The following is a 15,277-nucleotide window of genomic DNA, read 5'->3' as shown; positions in this document are numbered from 1 at the left end:
CCAGAAGACCGACGCACCTCATCGTGCTCGGCGTGTCGCCGCAAGGGATCCAGGATGGAATAGCCGGTTAAGAGGGAAACAACGAGCGCGCGATGCGGACATCAACGGTGGTGATGGCCTCTTCGACCTCGATTGCCGGAGCCGAGGACGAGGCCCCAGCGGGGCTCTGCACGGTGGCGGCGGAGCAGCCGCCCAGCGCGAGCGCGCCTGCGATGACGAATGACAGAACGACGAGACGACTATTCACGGAACTCCCCAGATGATCACGTCGGCGAACCCGACCCATCGAGACTATGGGAGACCGGGGACACTGGATCAGCACCGAGTGGGTGCAGTCGATCAGCGTGAACTGGATTGTGCCGCCACCTCGACGCGGTACCACTCGTCGAGGATCGTGAGGAGCGACTCCGCCAGCACGTCGACCTGCTCCAACGCCACCCGTTGGGATGCCGGGCCGACGATCCAGTCGATGTAGCCGGTGGTCAGCCACCTCTCGCTGTCTGCGAAGTGGTGGTCAACGATCGCGAGTTTGCGGGCTCTTCGCAATCAAGGGTGTAGTCGAGGTCTGAATCCGCCGGCCTCGAGCAGGCTGCGCGCGATGTAGTTGGTCAGGTTCCGGAAGCCGAGGGCGGAGCCTCGGAGGTGCTCGAGCCGCCCGTTGATCGCCTCGGTCGGGCCGTTGCTGGTGCCGGGTCGGTCGAAGAACGCGATGATGTCCGCGGCGCGCTGGCGCATGGTGCGGCCGAGCTTGCGAACCTCCACGAGCGCGGCCGGGACGCCGCCGGTGATGGCGTCGATCACGGCGCGCATCATGGTCTTGCCCTTCTGTTTGTCGGGTTCTCGGTAGGCGGCGACGATGCGCTGGTAGATGCCCCAGGTCGCTTCGACTTCGACATGCTCCTCGCTCGCGAACACCGCGTCCAGGCGTGTCCGCTGACGATCGGTGAGCAGGCTCGCTCCGGTGTGGAGGGTGCGCCTCGCCTTGTAGAGCGGGTCGCCCTTGAGGCCGCGGTGCCCGGTGGTGTCCTGCTGGACCCGGCGACGGCAGACATCCAGCGCGTCACCGGCCAGGCGGACCACGTGGAAGGGATCCATGACCGGAACGGCGTGCGGGAGTTCTTCGGCGGCGGCGGTCTTGAAGCCGGCGAATCCGTCCATCGCGACCACCTCGATCGCCTTCGCCCACTCCTTCGGACGGGCCGCGAGCCACTGCTTGAACACAGCCTTCGAACGGCCCTCGACCATGTCCAGCAACCGCGCCGGCCCGGTCTTGTTCCTCGCAGGCGTGAGGTCGATGATCACGGTGACGTACTTGTCGCCGAGGCGGGTGTGTCGCCAGACGTGCTCGTCGACGCCGATCGTGGTCACCCCGTCGAACCTCGTAGGATCGTCGATGAGCCGCCGCTTGCCTTCGGCGAGGATCGCGGTGTTCGCGGTGTGCCAGGACACCCCGAGGCCCGCTGCGGCACGTGAGACGGTGAGGTGGTCGACCACGATCGCGGTGAGTGCCCACCCGATTCCGCCGCGGGAGATCTTCGCCCGCGGCGCCGCGGCCTTCGTCGTGTCCTGCCGCCAGGTGCGTCGGCAGTGCCCGCACCGGTAGCGGCGCACCCGGACCAGCAGCGTCGTCGGCCGGCGCCCGAATGGCTCGTGCGCGAGCGGCCGGGTCACCGTGTCACGCGGCACACCCTCAGCGCCGCACTTCCGACACCACGGATCGTCGTCGACGACGCGGCACTCAAGTACTGCCCGGTCGGGCTCGAGCAGCTGTCCGATCGCTTCGAGGCCGAGCTCGTCGAGGCGGCAGAACGTGGTGAGGTCAGGGGTCGCGAACGTAGGGTGGTGCAAGTCGAGGTCTTCCGGCGGACGGTGAGTGTGAGAACTTCCATCCTGGAAGACCTCGACGTCTATCCGCGAACCAGCCGCCGCCCCTCGACTACACCCTCAACTGCGAAGAGCCCGTTGACCACGGTGTGGAGCTTCATCGCGACGCGGGAGTCGAGGTTCGTTCACCGACTGTCTGCACCGAGCACCTTGATGTTGAGCCACAGATGCCGGTGGATGTGCGGGTCGAGGGCACGCGAGCGACGGTGCTGCAGTTCGACCACCTCGATGCGCGTGATGTCCTCACGTATGAGTCCGTTGTGTCCGCGACGGGCGTTGAGCTCGGCCTGCCAGGTGAGCAAGATCCGGTCGCGGAGCCGATCCTGCAACGCCTCGAACTCGGCCGCGAGCTCAGGATGCAGGAGCGCCGCGACGCTGTATGTCTTGGGGTGGTTGATTGTCCCGTCGAGCAGCAGATCTGCGTCGGGGCTCAGCCGCGAGCGGCCGCGCTCCTCCCCCGTAACCGGATCATGCCCCGTGATCCAGACGCGCAATGCGTCCGCGGTGAGCTGGTCGTTCGAGATCTCGCCGCGGTCGACGATGAACCTGGTGACGGTCTCGTCGGATGCATCGGCGTACATCCCCAACGCGTCGACGCCGGCGATCGAAGGCCGGTGGGCGTCGCAGATTCCCTCCAGCGCGTACGCGATCGCCTGTTGCACGCCGCGCGAATCGACGCCCCGCTTCCACCGTTCGAGTCCTCCGCGCATGGCGGCAGGCTAACGCTGAGAATGTGCCATTCTCCAGGTACTTTTCGCGTTTGTCGCTACTCCCAGCGCGTTGCGGTTATGCGTCGGCGCTCATCCCGGATGCCTGCGTGCATCGCTCTCGTCGATACTGAACTCCCATCGGTCGGTTGGGCATCCTCTTGCTCGTCGCGGGCTCAGGGGTCTTCGTATCTTGAGCTCTGCACCGTCGTGCGCCGATTACTCATGAGCAAGCGCATGACAGCGGTCATCCCGGCGGCGGCTAGCTTTGTGGCGTCCGCTGCTGATCGCGACGAGACATGTGGGGGGTGAACGCAATTCGACAAACCGACGGTTTGGCGATGTGCTCGACGGCGCTAAGACGCGCGATCAGGCAACGCCGACCGCGCGCGACCTGGCTTTGGCGAATTCGCGTGTGATCGATCCACAGGACGTCATACGTGCGGATCAGAGGTTCGACCAGTACCCGAGGTCTGGCTGATCAAAAGTTCCGATCAGAAGTCCTCGGTCCAGGAACTGGTTGTATTCCTCGCAGCTCGTCTCAGGGAGGAGGGCACATCCATGGCATGCGGCGCCATTGCAAGAGTTCACTCCTTGGCCCTTCTCGCCCGCGTCCATGCAGACTGGATCGGTCGAGCACCAGCGCGCATCGGAGATCGCGGACTGTACGACCGGAACGAGGTTCTCCGGGCGCGCCATCCGGACGAGTCCGCCCATAGTCCCCTCGGAATCGCCTGCCGCCGTGTAGATCAACACGGCTGCCATCTCAGCGCCTGCCGTGTGGGACACGTAGAGCCGCTCACGCAGCGACGCGGAACTGTATCCGCAGGTGAAAATCAACTCGTTGATCAGGACATGCGCGAAGGTATGGAGCATGACGAAGCGCGGTGAGATGTCGCGCGACTGCAGCCCACGCGTCTGCGCCGCGACGCCCTGCCTGGCCTGGATCAAGCCCGCCCGGGCCCGCACCTCGGGACGCTGTTCCCAGGCCCCGATGGCCTTCGGTTCGAACTCGAGATAGATACCCTCGCCCTTCACCACGTAGGCAGGAAGCCAGTCCTGCTCCGGCAACAGAGGCGAGCGGCGCAGCAATGCCTTGCCAGACGAGATCTTCAGCGAGTCGTCGCGGACTCTCGTAAAGCCATAGAGCGCCCTCGTCTCCCGAAGCACGTCAACGCTCCGCACCCTCGCAACGAACGGTGTAAGAGCGGGGTCCAGCCCAGGATCGCTGGCCGCGAGACGCGAGTCCGACGGAGTTTCCCGCATGGCGCGGAACTCCGGAAGCCGCCAGATCTCGTCGGCTGATGGAGCCTCCGCGGCAGTATCTTCTAGCGGCGGTTGGATCTCCTCTCCGCCAATGCCGAAACGATCACGGTAAGCCGCGAGCAATTCTTCGTCGCTGACGGGAAGTATCCGCTCAGGCGGAACACTCCGGGTAAGTACCTTCCGAAGGTTTGCGGCATCGAGGTCCGGACCGTAAGCGACGTAAAGAGCATTGAGCGCGCCGGTAGCTGAGGGATGGCCGAGCAGCTCGTGGACCTCGGTGCTGACCGCTCCCTCTTCGATCGGAATGTAGATCGACGACTGGACCTTCGGGAAATACACGTTGCCGGACCCTCGGAGCGCGCCCCGGATCGGCAGTCCGCACGTGCTGGACTCCACCGCGAGCCACGGCTTCGCGCCGGGGCATTCATAAACGTCGCCGCCTTCGGCGAGCCGATCCGACAGCGTGGTGCGCTCCTCGCCGTTCTCGGTCCGGGAGTCGGTTATGCCCCGGAGTGACCGGCTTCTGCCGCACTCGCAGCTGACGGTCTGCCCCTCGAGGCCTCCGCCGCCCGACGACTTCAGGCGCAGAACCCCGCCGCACGTCGGATTGATTGAGCGGTGCACCCACTCGGAGAACGGGAAGTCGTCGAGGTGGCCGTCCGCGCAGATCGCGACGAACGGAACCTGGGTCATGCGCGGCTTGTACTTCGCGTCGGCGTGCGCCTTGTCTTTACAACGCTCAATCTGGCGCATCGTCAGAGTGCTCATCTCGATGCGCTTGCAGTAAGGACAGAAGTTCCACCGGGGAAACCGGAGGACCGGGACTTTGAGCCCGCGGTTGCGCTGGTCTCCTTGGCCGGAGTTCCTGCGGTAGTCCGGGGGCATTCTGAAGGCCGCGACCGCGAGGCGTTCTTGTAGGCGCCAGTCATGCTCCTCGTACTCCGAGAGCTCGAAGTTCGGGTTCTCCCCCGGTCCCGGATACCAGTGATCAATGCCGGCTGTAATCACGGAGGTGCCGTTGACGAGCACGCTCATCGCCCCGACCCCAAACGGGGTGACGAGCTGTGCCCTCCGCATGTTTCCGGTACTCATTCGACGTCTCCGTTCGCCAGTCCATCCGCGATTGCGTACACGGTCGAGATTTCGATCGAGCACTCGGCGTCGACGTTCCGCATGCTCATGGGCACGTCCCACATCGTTGCCTTGCTTCCGAGGTCCGGAAGCTCGCCCGCCGACCGCATAAGCCCTTGCAGCGGATCTCCGCCGTAGGCGTTCGCCGACCACTCCGTTCGCTGCCAGGCGCTCCACTGCCGTCGGCGTTCACTGACGAGCGAATCGAAAGCGGGAAGCTCTTCCGAGTTCACCGACTCGGCCCGCTTCCGGAGAAGCTCAACAGCCTCGTCGAACTCCGCCTGGGGAAACGGGTTCGGTGGCAGCGCGGGCGAGGTCTGCCGGATACGGGCAATGACCGCGGCGTGCAATGCGCGCCGAAGCACCGGGTTCGCAAACGGCGTGACCGATGTCGGCTCAACCTGCGCGTAGAGCTGCTGGTGGTACGTCCTGAACCGTTCGTAGTGGCTGCGGTCACGCGGCTTGGCCGCGCCGTAGACGGTGAGCACGAGACCCGGGGACACTTCTGGCTTGCGGCCGACGCGGCCGCTGACCTGAATGTACTGCGCCGTGGTCTTGGGCTGTCCCACGATCGTCATCAGCGCGAGCCGGTCGATGTCGACACCGACCTCGATGATGTTCGACGCCAAGCAGATGTCGATGCACCCCTTCTCGCCGTATTGCTTCTTGAGGAGATCGATCGCCTCGGGAATCTCGTCGCTGCGGCGCCGCGACGTCAGTTCCATCACGATCCGCGGCCAGCGCGGGCGCTCGAGGCCGTCGCGGAAGCGGAGCCCTGTCAGGTAGTCCGGCACATCGGACTCGAGAAGGTAGACGGTATTGCCAAGTTCGCGAAGCGAGTTCAGGAAGTTCAGGTTCGTCCAGTACCCATCGCGGTCCGCCTCGTTCGGAATGCTCGCTGCACCGTTGAGGGTGGCGGCAGTGACGCGCACCTGTACCGTCTGCATCGAGCCGAGTGAACCGCTCATGATGCCGAGGTACCGGCGGCCCGGCGCCCGCGACCCGTCGTCGAGCGTCTCCGGCTCGGCGAAGAAGGAGTGACCTTCCTCCAGTCCGTGCGGGGGGAAGAGTGCCACGTCGCCCCGCCCGAACACGCCGAGCACTTGGTCTTCGTATCGTCGGATCGTCGCCGTCGACGCGATGATTTTCGGGGGGATCGCTTCTTCCCCTCGACGGTCGGTGCAGAGATCGTCGATCACGGGTTCGTACAGTCCGACCATCGACCCGAGCGGCCCGGAGATGAGGTGCAGCTCGTCCTGGATGATCAGGTTAGGCGGAGATACGACGCGGCTCCCGTCGGGGCCGAGTCCGAATAGCGATCGCGCGTCCGGCGTCCACGCCAGCATGGCGAACTTATCGACGGTCCCGATCACAAGGCTCGGTCGCTTCTCGTAGATGTCCAGGTCGACGACATGGACAGGCAATGTCCGGGTGCGGCCTCCGAACCGGCAGCCGGGATCCGGACAGCGAAACACGACTCGGTCATGAAGCTCGATGTACCCCACAACGTCCGTGCTGTCGTTATCGGGGGTTCGCCCCATGCGAGTGCCGCACCAGGGGCATCGCGACAGCAAGAACGGATTCTCCTGGCGGGCATCGGTCTTCATTTTCCGGAGACTGGCAATCGCCTGCTTCCAGTTGTTAGGCGTCGAAGAGCGCCCGAGCCAGATGCCGATGCCGAATGGGGAGCCGCCGAGTTCGGCTTCCGCGCGAGACCGGATGTCTTCGAGGACGCAGATAAGCGCGGCGGCTCGAAGGAACTGCTGCGCGGTGAGAAGCCGAAGGGTGTACCGCATCAGCGTGTCCGTACCGACGTCGTCGGGGTTGCGCAGCCGTCGCGCCAGTAGCGATACGGCGGCGGCACCGAGATACGCCTCCGTCTTGCCGCCGCCGGTCGGGAAGAAGATCAGGTCGACGACCGACCGATGCGGCTCGGACGGCAGGATGAGCTCCGGCAGGGTGGCCAGCACGAAGGCGATCTGGAACGGGCGCCACTGCCCTTGCTGCGGAGTCAGGACGACCTCCGGGGTGGGGCTATCGATGACCAGTCCGGTCTTGGTCGGCTTGACCGTGCGATCGGGCAGCCGTGAACGAAGCTGCTGGTAGAGCATTGCCTCGTTGGCGAGCGCGAACGCTCGCGCGGCGACCGGGTCGGATTGCACAAGCTGCCAGCCCGCTTCCATCCGCCCCAGTGCTTCGGCGCACAGATCCATGTGTCGGACGGCCGCTTCGTGGAAGCGCTCGGGAAGATCGGGGATGAGCGCCCGCTGCTCCTCGATCCACTGCCCATACAAGCGAAGCACGAGGCCGACCTGCTGTCGGCCGCTGTCGCTTCCGATTGCCAACTCCTGCATGGAAACGGTTACGGCGCGGCGCTTGCCGCTGGCATCCGTGAGGTACGCGCCGTTCTGGTCGCGGAGATAGACGTTGGGCGTGAGGCTTACGACCTCGTACGAAGGCATTGGGTCGGTCCTGACCCACCTTGCCGAGCGTCCGGCGCGTTCGTCCCACAGCGCAGCGCAGCCGTGACCGATCGCGAACGTCGACTTGTTGCGGTAGAGGAGATTGATGGAGCGCTCTTCGTCGTCGCGCTCGGTCAGATGCACGGAAGGGTACGGCTCGATCGAGGCGCCGCTTGAGGCCCGAACCTCGAATCCGTTTTGGAAGAGCGCGTGAGCGTTTCCCGAGCCGGGATCGACGTTGACGAGCGCGACTGTGACGAGGCGGCTCTGCGGGTCGGACTCCCCCGGCACAGGCCGGGCGTACAGCTGCACCTGCGGGAGCAGCCGATGAAGCGTCGCATCCTCGGAGCCGTCGTCGTTCACCGGGCGGACCGGCACCACGAGCCGCTCGTACGTCCCTGACAGCAGGCTCGAGCCAGAAACCATTCCCGCGAGGGCGAACGGTTGGCGAAGCCACCACTCCGCCTGATTGTGGACACCAGGGATAGTGACGCCGTAGCGCTTGTAGGAAGCTCCCCAGACGCGCAGCTCCAGCGACGCCCCGTCCGGCACCCGCACCTTGAACGAGACCGCCATCGCCGAAGGCTTGAGGCTGTTGGCGTCGGTGAGATCGAAGTCGTCGTCATCGGGACGATCCTGATGAACGGATCCGGTGAACGTGACGTCCGGGGAGTTCGGATCGATGTCGTTGACTTCGAGCCCGGACACCCACGTCGTGTCGATGTCGGGAGCATCGTCGGGGCCTGATGTCGCGCCGACTTCGGACAGCGCTGCGGCTCCGCCGCCGAAAAGCACGCCGACCCCGTACCGCCGGAGCGGATCCATCTTGGTCAGAAGCTCCTGCCCCGTCGCGGCGTCGTGATAGACGAACGCCTTCGCCTGCTCATCGGAGAGAACGATGTTCGCTCCCGCGCAGTCGACAGGCGTCCCCACGTACAGCTCGTTGTCCGGCCCGAACAGCTCGCGCCGAACCGCCCGCTCGACGTGGTCCCGCGCTTCTACACCGCTCATGCCGCTCCCCCAAGTAGTGACCGTATCGTGCTTGTCTCGATAAGGGCCACCAGCCTGTCGGTGGCCCGGGTGATACCGACGTACAGCAGCACTTCGAACGGCGCAGCTCCGTCGCGGTCCAGATCGGTTAGGACCACTGCAGGCGCCTCCAGTCCTTTGAAGGCATGGATCGTGGAGTAGACGACCTTACCGGCCTACCTGCGCCGCCCGTCGGCAGGAACCAGAATCTGCCGGAGCCAAGCGTCCGTGGAACTTACGGCGACCGAATCTGCGCGCCGAGGACTCAACACGGCGATCTCGCTCAGCTCGTACCCCTCCTCGCGCAGCGATCGGATGGCGCCCGCGAGCTTGTCGGACTGGTCGCCCCCGCGCTCGAAGCGGACGAATGTCGGCGCTACGCCGTCGTCCTGTCTCCGATACCCGTGGTACCCGGGGAAGACGTTGAAAGTTTCGGTCGCGTGGGCGATCCGGGGCAGATTGCGGCAATTCACCTTCAACGCATACGTAGTCAGATCGCCCACCCGCTTCCGAAGCACCGGCCGGCCATCCTCCTGGTCGTATATCGCTTGACGGTCGAAGTCGCCGAACAGGAGTAGGCGTCCGCCGGCGAGACCGCCCTTGAGCAGAAGATCGACTGCGTCGAGGACTGCGGGCCGCGCGAGGTCCTGAACTTCGTCGATGATGAGGAAATCGGCGCGCTTGTCGTCGTCCCAATCCAGCATGGCTTCGAGCGCCGAGTCGACGAGCTCGCCATCCCAGAAGTCCGGTCCGGCGTCAGCCGGCGCCGACTTGAGCCCGGCAATCTCCAGCAGCTGAGCGTGGAAGGTACCGGCAACTACGCCGTCGCACTCGGCGAACGAGTCCTTGAGCTGCCGGCCCAGATAGGCGTTGAAGCACATCAGCCTTCCGGTTCGCCCCTGCAACGCCTCCCGGCGCGCCGCTTCGGAGGCGAGGAGCGTCTTCCCGGTGCCGGCCGGACCGGTGAACAGAACCGCACGGTTATCCGCCATAGCATCGAGCGCGAGATACTGTTCGTCGATGAACCGGATTAGCTCGCCTTCTCGCGACCGGCGCCGGTCTCCGAACGTCGTCGCGAACTCGAATCGCGGCCGCAGGGCGCTCGTGATCCGATCCGTCTGGTTCTGATCGGGACCCAAGTCGCCATGGAAGATGTGAAGGACCGAGTCGAGATGTGCCGCGCCGTCGCGCAGCGTCCGAAGGATTGCGCTCGCCGCTCCGCGCTCCAGGTCGACTGAGTCGAGGATCTGCCAGTCGAGCCATTCGGGACTCGAAGGGATATTCGCTCGCGCGCGTGTGTGGGTGAACCATGCGGCGCAGACGATTGGCACCCCATGGGTATTCACCTGGTTCTTCGCGAGGTACTCGCGGATGGAATGCATGGCTTCGTCCGCTTGCTTGACGGGGCTCCGAGCTGTCGGCGCATTGTTACCCAACCGCCATCGCCCATCGGCGAGCACCGCGACGCTCTGATGCGACTTCACTTCGATCACGAGCACACCGTGGTTCGGGACGATCACGACGAAATCCGCTTCGCCTTCGACCTGCCGGACGTGTCTCGCTATGCCGAGCGAATGAAGGACGGTCCAATCCTCGGTTGCCGCGTCCGAGGCGAGTGCTGCGAAGAGATCCCTCTCGCCCGGCGGGGCGCTCTCAGCGCAGTAGTTGGGAATCATTCGAGCCATCGGCCGCCCCCGTCGGGGAAAGGCTCCCGGGCATCGTGGCGGGGAACGACATTGGTGTGTGGCGAGATCGCAAGCACCCGCGTCGCGATGATGTCGGCAAACCCCGCACCGTCGACCTTCACGTGACCCCCAGCGCGGAGCGCCTCGATGTCCGCGCTCGCCATGGCAAGCTCGAGATGCTCTCGCATGTGGGAGGCCGTTCGGAAGCGCGCCCGCCGAAACTCAGCTGCGTTGGAAAACGCAGGTTCCTCTGTTACCTCCAGCCATTGCAGCAACAGTTTGAAGTCTGAGTCGAGCTGAGGGCGCGCAAGGGTCGGCTGCGTCCATGCCTCCGCTTGCTCGGCCGCCCTCACGCCGAGACGGCGAAGCGCCGATTCGACGTGGGGACGCCCGGCACTCCGGAGCCGACCGAGCAATGCCTGCTTCCAGCGGTTCTGGGAAGACTCGACTACCGCGCGGCGGACGCCCATGGATGCCAATGTCGCTTCGTAGAGAACCGCTCGCTCGGTGACGCCGAGACGCAGCACGAGGTATGTGCCGGGTTCGACGGCCGCGACGTCGGTGTAGGTGACTCGCTCTCCGGCCGGCTGCGAGGGGTCCAGGGTGCGGATCCGCTCACCGTCATCCATCCAGATCGCATAGCCGCCGCTGAGCAGCACCTTCCGCACTACCACCTCGTCGACGCCGGGCTCCCGGTGAGCGCTTCCCTGCGATCCCCACACTGGCGGCGGGGCGAAGTCCTCAATCGGCTCCGGCTCGGATGGCACCTCATCGGCGATCGGCTTTATGGTGCCGAGCTCGAAGACGCGAACCCGGGGTCGAATTGCTCCTTGCGCGTAGTCGGCAATGACGGTCGTCGGCAGGCTCCGGTCGCCGAACCAGGACGGCACGAAGAAGGACACCTCTGGGGTCGGCGGGGCCGTGATGAGAGAGGTTCGCATTAGCCGGGGTGGTCCGACCACGTAGGCGATATCCGCGACCAAGTTCGCGTCGGCGAGCATCCCCGGGGACAGGACGCGGAATCCGAGAGGCCCCAGCCAGGAACCGATCTCGCCGCGCGAAAGTGTTCCGTCCGCCACTACCAAACAGGCCATCGGCCCCACTTCCAGGACGGACTCCAGCAGATAGGCGCCGACTGGTGGATCTTCCACTGCGACACGCTCAGCCGCCTCCGTGAGCACGTCCAACAGAGCGATGCCGTCATCGCCGAGCGCGGGCCGGATCGCGTCAGCTTGGGCGATGACGGCACTTGCAGCAGCCTTTACGGACGGGTTGAACTCGAGGGGCTGCGGCCGAAATGCGAGGCGCCAGCGGAGGGACTTCGCAGCACCGAGGACGTGCTCCCAGAGGTCACTTCCGTCATCTGCGGCCATGAGGACCACGGCGCGTACGGCCGCGTTGAGTCTCGCGCCGTTCTCATCGGCGACCACGAAGAGGCTGACGCCGTCGCGGGCCACGGCCGTGGTCGCGCGGTACCGCTCGTTCACAGCGGCGACCCTGCTCACAGCCTCACCTCGAATCCCATGATCTCGATGCCGACCGGCGGGTGCCAGCCGAGGAGATCGGCAACGTCGACGGCGGTCCCTTCCGTGCGGCGCATGTTGACGAGGCTCTCGGCCTGGGTCTCGTCCGCCACCGTGCGGTCGATGACGCACACGACTACCGGGGAGAATGTCTCGGCGATGTACTTGATCGCCCCTTGTCCGTCGAGCAGGACTGCCTTGTAGCCGCTCGGGGCCTCCTCGAGCGTGGCTGATGAGTAGATCCGGCTGAACCAAGTGGCGGCACCACGGTTCCACGGCCTGAGAAGGGTATCGAGCCGATCCCCGTCGGAATCTCCGAGCCTGCAGAGCACGGCCTCGAGATCGGCTCTCAGCCGCGACTCGATGCCGACGAGCGCGAGGTCCTGCGCTGGCGCGACGAGACGATCATCCCAGCTCTCGATCGCGCGAGTGTAGCGCACTATGCTCCCGGGCTGGACGCGCTCCTCACGGCGCTCGCTGTCAAGCGCGGGCGCGGGCGCCATCCTCAGAAAGCTAGTCACTTTGAAGTGAGATCCGGCGTATCGGATCCGCGCGGGGCTGACAGCCTCGTTGAGCTCGCGAAGCTCGCCAGCGTAGACGTAGCTGGCGTTGAGGGCCCGGTACCATGCCTGGGAACCGCCGTCCCGCGCAACCTGCAGCGGATTTCCTGCTCCGATCGGAACGGGGCGCGTCAGCGTCCACCCTGCCCCGACCAACGCCGCGACGTAATCGCGCCGCGGCACAGAGAGGACGACGATCAGTTGCTTTCGGTCGAGCGAGTCGGCGTGTCTCGCCAGCCGCGCTCCGAGGGCCAGATAGCTCCCGGCCCAAGCCACCTCGACGGGCTCGGTCTCGGCATTCTCGGCAAGCGAGAACACAGGGCGCGCACCCCCGTGTGCCATCGTTTCCGCCATCTGCGTCGCCTCCCAGCCGACAAGAATGACGTTACAGATGGCCTCCGACTTCGAGAGGGAGTCGGGACAGCCGTGTCGCGCAGGCAGTTGCAAGGGCTTGCCTGTCGCCGATACTGGCCACATGAGTCGGTCGACCGAACGCTCCGGAGTCCCCGAGAACCCGCGTCGACGAAACATGCAAGCCAATCGCCGGAAGGATACGAAACCGGAGCTCGCGGTCCGATCGCTCCTCCATGCGGCCGGACTGAGATACAGATGCGACCTCCGCTTGAAGGTTGGACAGCGCGGTGTTCGCCCGACATCGTGTTCACACGTCGGATGGTCGCCGTGTTCATCGACAGGTGCTTCTGGCACTCCTGCCCGGAGCACAGCGCCGCACCAACAACGAACGCGGATTACTGGGATCCGAAGCTCGCCCGCAACCGGCAGCGAGACGCCGACAACACGGCCACCCTTCAGTCGGCGGGCTGGCTGGTGATCCGCGCCTGGGAGCAAACTCCGCCAGAAGACATCGCCGCCCAAGTCGCGGCAGTCGTGGTCGCCCGACCGTAGGGCTCCGCCCGGCGTGCCCGCGATGTCCGACCCCGATGTAAAGCTATGTTGAATCGACAGCCAGCGTTCACCCGAGCCAGCACTTCCGGAGGCAAGACACCATGACCACCTCGCAGCTCAGCACTCTCGAGATTTGCGCTGGAGCCGGTGGGCAGTCGTACGGGCTAGAGCAGGCCGGTTTCGGGCACGAGCTAGCTGTGGAGATTGACCGCGATGCAGCAGCAACGCTCCGACTCAACCGGCCCGCGTGGAATGTCCACGAGGGCGATGTTCGTGAGATAAACGGACGAGACTATCGAGGGATCGATCTCCTGGCAGGCGGGGTTCCTTGCCCGCCCTTTAGTGTTGCGGGCAAGCAGCTCGGCTCCGAGGACGAACGGGACTTGTTTCCCGAAGCCATCCGGTTGGTGCGAGAAGCCCGCCCTGCAGCAGTAATGCTGGAGAACGTCAAAGGTCTAGCTTCAGCACGTTTTCAGACGTATCGCGATTCCATCCGCGGCGAACTCGAGAAGCTTGGATATCAGACGGACTGGCAGTTGCTTCTGAGCTCGGAGTTTGGGGTTCCGCAGCTTCGACCGCGCTTCATCCTCGTCGCCGTTAAGGGAGCGAAGTTCAAGAAGTTCGAGTGGCCCGGGGCGGTCGGCACGCCCCGCATGGTCGGTGAGACGTTGCTTCCACTGATGAGCGCCAACGGTTGGCCGGGCGCAACGGCGTGGGCGAAGCGGGCCAACTCGATCGCGCCGACTATCGTCGGGGGCTCCAAGAAGCACGGCGGCGCGGATCTCGGACCAACCCGGGCCAAGGCTGCCTGGCTTGCACTCGGTGTCGATGGCAAGGGGGTGGCCGACGAAGCGCCGTCGGCCGAGCACTCCGTCCGGCACGTGCCAAGACTTACGAACGAGATGGTGGCTCGAGTTCAGGGGTTTGACGAGTCTTGGGCGTTCTCTGGGCGGAAGACTTCCGTTTATCGGCAGATCGGCAACGCATTTCCGCCTCCAGTTGCGGAGGGCGTTGGCACTGCGATCAAACGCGCTATCGGCGCGGAGGCGACGAACCGTCGCAGGCTCACGGCCGTGGCCTGACGTCAGGCGCGACTTTCCCCGGACCGTCGCGTCCGTCGCTTCTCTTCGTCTGGCAGAAGCGGTGCGGGCAGAATCGATGCTTCTCCGGCGACCGCTAGTCGCCACAGCCGTCCCTCGAGGAGCGCACCCTGCCCATCGCTGCTGGGCACGACGCGCGCCGCAACGTATTCCGCTCGGCTCGGCACAGGAACGCCAAGCGTTGCCGCTACATCCGAGTGGTATGCGCCGCTCATGATCAGGTACCCATCTGGGCGGACCAGGTCGCGGGCGCCGCCATTACCACGGGCGCGCTTCTGGTGATCCAGTTGACGTGCGACCGTGGCGACGGTTGAGCGGTGGATCAGGAGCCCCTCGGCTTCAAGGAAGAGCCTCGCGACCCGCTCAGCTCCAGACTTGCTGTCAAGAATGTGGGTGATGCTGGACTGCGGAAGGCGCAGAAGCACATTCTCGGGCATCGGCGCATGTCTCCATAGCCATCGCACTTGCTGTCGGCCAAATGCGCTCAGCCAGCTTTTCTGATCTCGATTCCCCTTGCTACGCGTGGTGAGGAACTCGGGTCGTACCCGGACGAGTCCGACGGAGAACTCGGACTTCGGATCGCTTCCCGTCGCCACGAGCGCCAGCTTGCCGAAGACCTCTGGTGGCAGCATCCATCGCCCGTCATCCTGACTCCACTTAGCATCAACGTCGTGCCCGGCGATGTTGTAGTCGAGACCACGATCGAGCGGGTCATCGGGATCCCCTGAGCCGTCCGCAAACTCGAACTCGCGCTGGGCATTGATCTCGAAGAGAGTTCCGAAATGAGTCTTTTCCGTCTTGGCGAGATCGCCCCATCGGTAGCGACCCGTCTCGGCACCGTTGTAAATCATGTCGTAGGTGTGGCGGATAACGTTTGCCCATCTCGTGCCGCTCGGATCCATCCGCAGCAACGCATCCGCGACCTCGTCAAGAGCCGGATCAGGCTTCGGTTCGAACCCAGGAAGGATGGCATCGGTCACGCTCGTGATCCTATCGACCGCGTCGGCAACGATGCCCGGCAGGT

General features: G+C 65.2%; 11 protein-coding genes and 2 pseudogenes. 3 read left to right on the top strand and 10 right to left on the bottom strand.

Annotated features, from left to right (window positions below; translation table 11 throughout):
* Positions 1-339 precede the first annotated feature (339 nt).
* The 9 genes and pseudogenes from ACPYN4_RS12020 to ACPYN4_RS11980 form a co-directional block, all read right to left on the bottom strand.
* The gene (locus ACPYN4_RS12020; RefSeq protein WP_424446503.1) at positions 340-546 is read right to left on the bottom strand and encodes a hypothetical protein; all 207 of its coding nucleotides are present in this window, start codon (positions 544-546) and stop codon (positions 340-342) included.
* The gene (locus tag ACPYN4_RS12015) at positions 547-1,848 is read right to left on the bottom strand and encodes an ISL3 family transposase (protein WP_424446502.1); all 1,302 of its coding nucleotides are present in this window, start codon (positions 1,846-1,848) and stop codon (positions 547-549) included.
* A gap of 161 nt (positions 1,849-2,009) precedes the next feature.
* A complete protein-coding gene (locus ACPYN4_RS12010) occupies positions 2,010-2,594 on the bottom strand; it encodes a relaxase domain-containing protein (protein WP_424446501.1) in 585 nt (194 codons plus the stop codon).
* 444 nt (positions 2,595-3,038) lie between these two features.
* On the bottom strand, positions 3,039-4,934 hold the full coding sequence (gene drmB, locus ACPYN4_RS12005; protein WP_424446507.1) for a DrmB family protein: 1,896 nt from the start codon (positions 4,932-4,934) through the stop codon (positions 3,039-3,041).
* An 11-nt stretch (positions 4,935-4,945) separates the two neighbouring features.
* Positions 4,946-8,461, bottom strand: a complete 3,516-nt coding sequence (locus ACPYN4_RS12000) for a helicase-related protein (RefSeq protein WP_424446500.1) — start codon at positions 8,459-8,461, stop codon at positions 4,946-4,948.
* Positions 8,458-8,634: pseudogene (locus tag ACPYN4_RS11995) on the bottom strand (ATP-binding domain-containing protein); the annotation flags it as partial. The pseudogene ACPYN4_RS11995 and the gene ACPYN4_RS12000, both read right to left, overlap by 4 nt.
* Positions 8,635-8,655: 21 nt before the next feature.
* A complete protein-coding gene (locus ACPYN4_RS11990; RefSeq protein ID WP_424446499.1) occupies positions 8,656-10,155 on the bottom strand; it encodes an NERD domain-containing protein in 1,500 nt (499 codons plus the stop codon).
* Positions 10,152-11,651: a hypothetical protein gene (locus ACPYN4_RS11985; RefSeq protein ID WP_424446498.1), complete on the bottom strand. Its 1,500-nt coding sequence runs from the start codon at positions 11,649-11,651 to the stop codon at positions 10,152-10,154. The genes ACPYN4_RS11990 and ACPYN4_RS11985 overlap by 4 nt, the downstream gene beginning before the upstream one ends.
* 14 nt (positions 11,652-11,665) lie before the next feature.
* Entirely contained in the window at positions 11,666-12,601 is a 936-nt protein-coding gene (locus tag ACPYN4_RS11980; protein ID WP_424446497.1) for a hypothetical protein, read from the bottom strand.
* A 25-nt stretch (positions 12,602-12,626) separates the two neighbouring features.
* On the opposite strand from ACPYN4_RS11980, the pseudogene ACPYN4_RS11975 reads away from it, so the two are divergent.
* The 3 genes and pseudogenes from ACPYN4_RS11975 to ACPYN4_RS11965 form a co-directional block, all read left to right on the top strand.
* Positions 12,627-12,815 (top strand): annotated as a pseudogene (locus tag ACPYN4_RS11975) (hypothetical protein); the annotation flags it as partial.
* A gap of 104 nt (positions 12,816-12,919) precedes the next feature.
* Entirely contained in the window at positions 12,920-13,153 is a 234-nt protein-coding gene (locus tag ACPYN4_RS11970; protein WP_424446508.1) for a hypothetical protein, read from the top strand.
* 101 nt (positions 13,154-13,254) lie between these two features.
* A complete protein-coding gene (locus ACPYN4_RS11965; protein ID WP_424446496.1) occupies positions 13,255-14,235 on the top strand; it encodes a DNA cytosine methyltransferase in 981 nt (326 codons plus the stop codon).
* A 2-nt stretch (positions 14,236-14,237) separates the two neighbouring features.
* On the opposite strand, the gene ACPYN4_RS11960 is transcribed toward ACPYN4_RS11965, so the two are convergent.
* On the bottom strand, positions 14,238-15,233 hold the full coding sequence (locus ACPYN4_RS11960) for a NaeI family type II restriction endonuclease (protein ID WP_424446495.1): 996 nt from the start codon (positions 15,231-15,233) through the stop codon (positions 14,238-14,240).
* Positions 15,234-15,277: the final 44 nt, after the last annotated feature.

The organism is Microbacterium sp. CH-015, assembly GCF_049707015.1.
GTDB classification, from domain to species: domain Bacteria; phylum Actinomycetota; class Actinomycetes; order Actinomycetales; family Microbacteriaceae; genus Microbacterium; species Microbacterium aurum.
The sequence above is the reverse complement of the archived record's forward strand: the minus strand, read 5'-3'. Positions and strand labels throughout refer to the sequence as shown.

Coding starts and splice junctions, on each gene's coding strand:
- ACPYN4_RS11970 (WP_424446508.1), top strand. CDS start 12,920: ATGGTCGCCGTGTTCATCGACAGGTGCTTCTGGCACTCCTGCCCGGAG.
- ACPYN4_RS12000 (WP_424446500.1), bottom strand. CDS start 8,461: ATGAGCGGTGTAGAAGCGCGGGACCACGTCGAGCGGGCGGTTCGGCGC.
- ACPYN4_RS11980 (WP_424446497.1), bottom strand. CDS start 12,601: ATGGCGGAAACGATGGCACACGGGGGTGCGCGCCCTGTGTTCTCGCTT.
- ACPYN4_RS11965 (WP_424446496.1), top strand. CDS start 13,255: ATGACCACCTCGCAGCTCAGCACTCTCGAGATTTGCGCTGGAGCCGGT.
- ACPYN4_RS11990 (WP_424446499.1), bottom strand. CDS start 10,155: ATGATTCCCAACTACTGCGCTGAGAGCGCCCCGCCGGGCGAGAGGGAT.
- ACPYN4_RS12010 (WP_424446501.1), bottom strand. CDS start 2,594: ATGCGCGGAGGACTCGAACGGTGGAAGCGGGGCGTCGATTCGCGCGGC.
- drmB (WP_424446507.1), bottom strand. CDS start 4,934: ATGCGGAGGGCACAGCTCGTCACCCCGTTTGGGGTCGGGGCGATGAGC.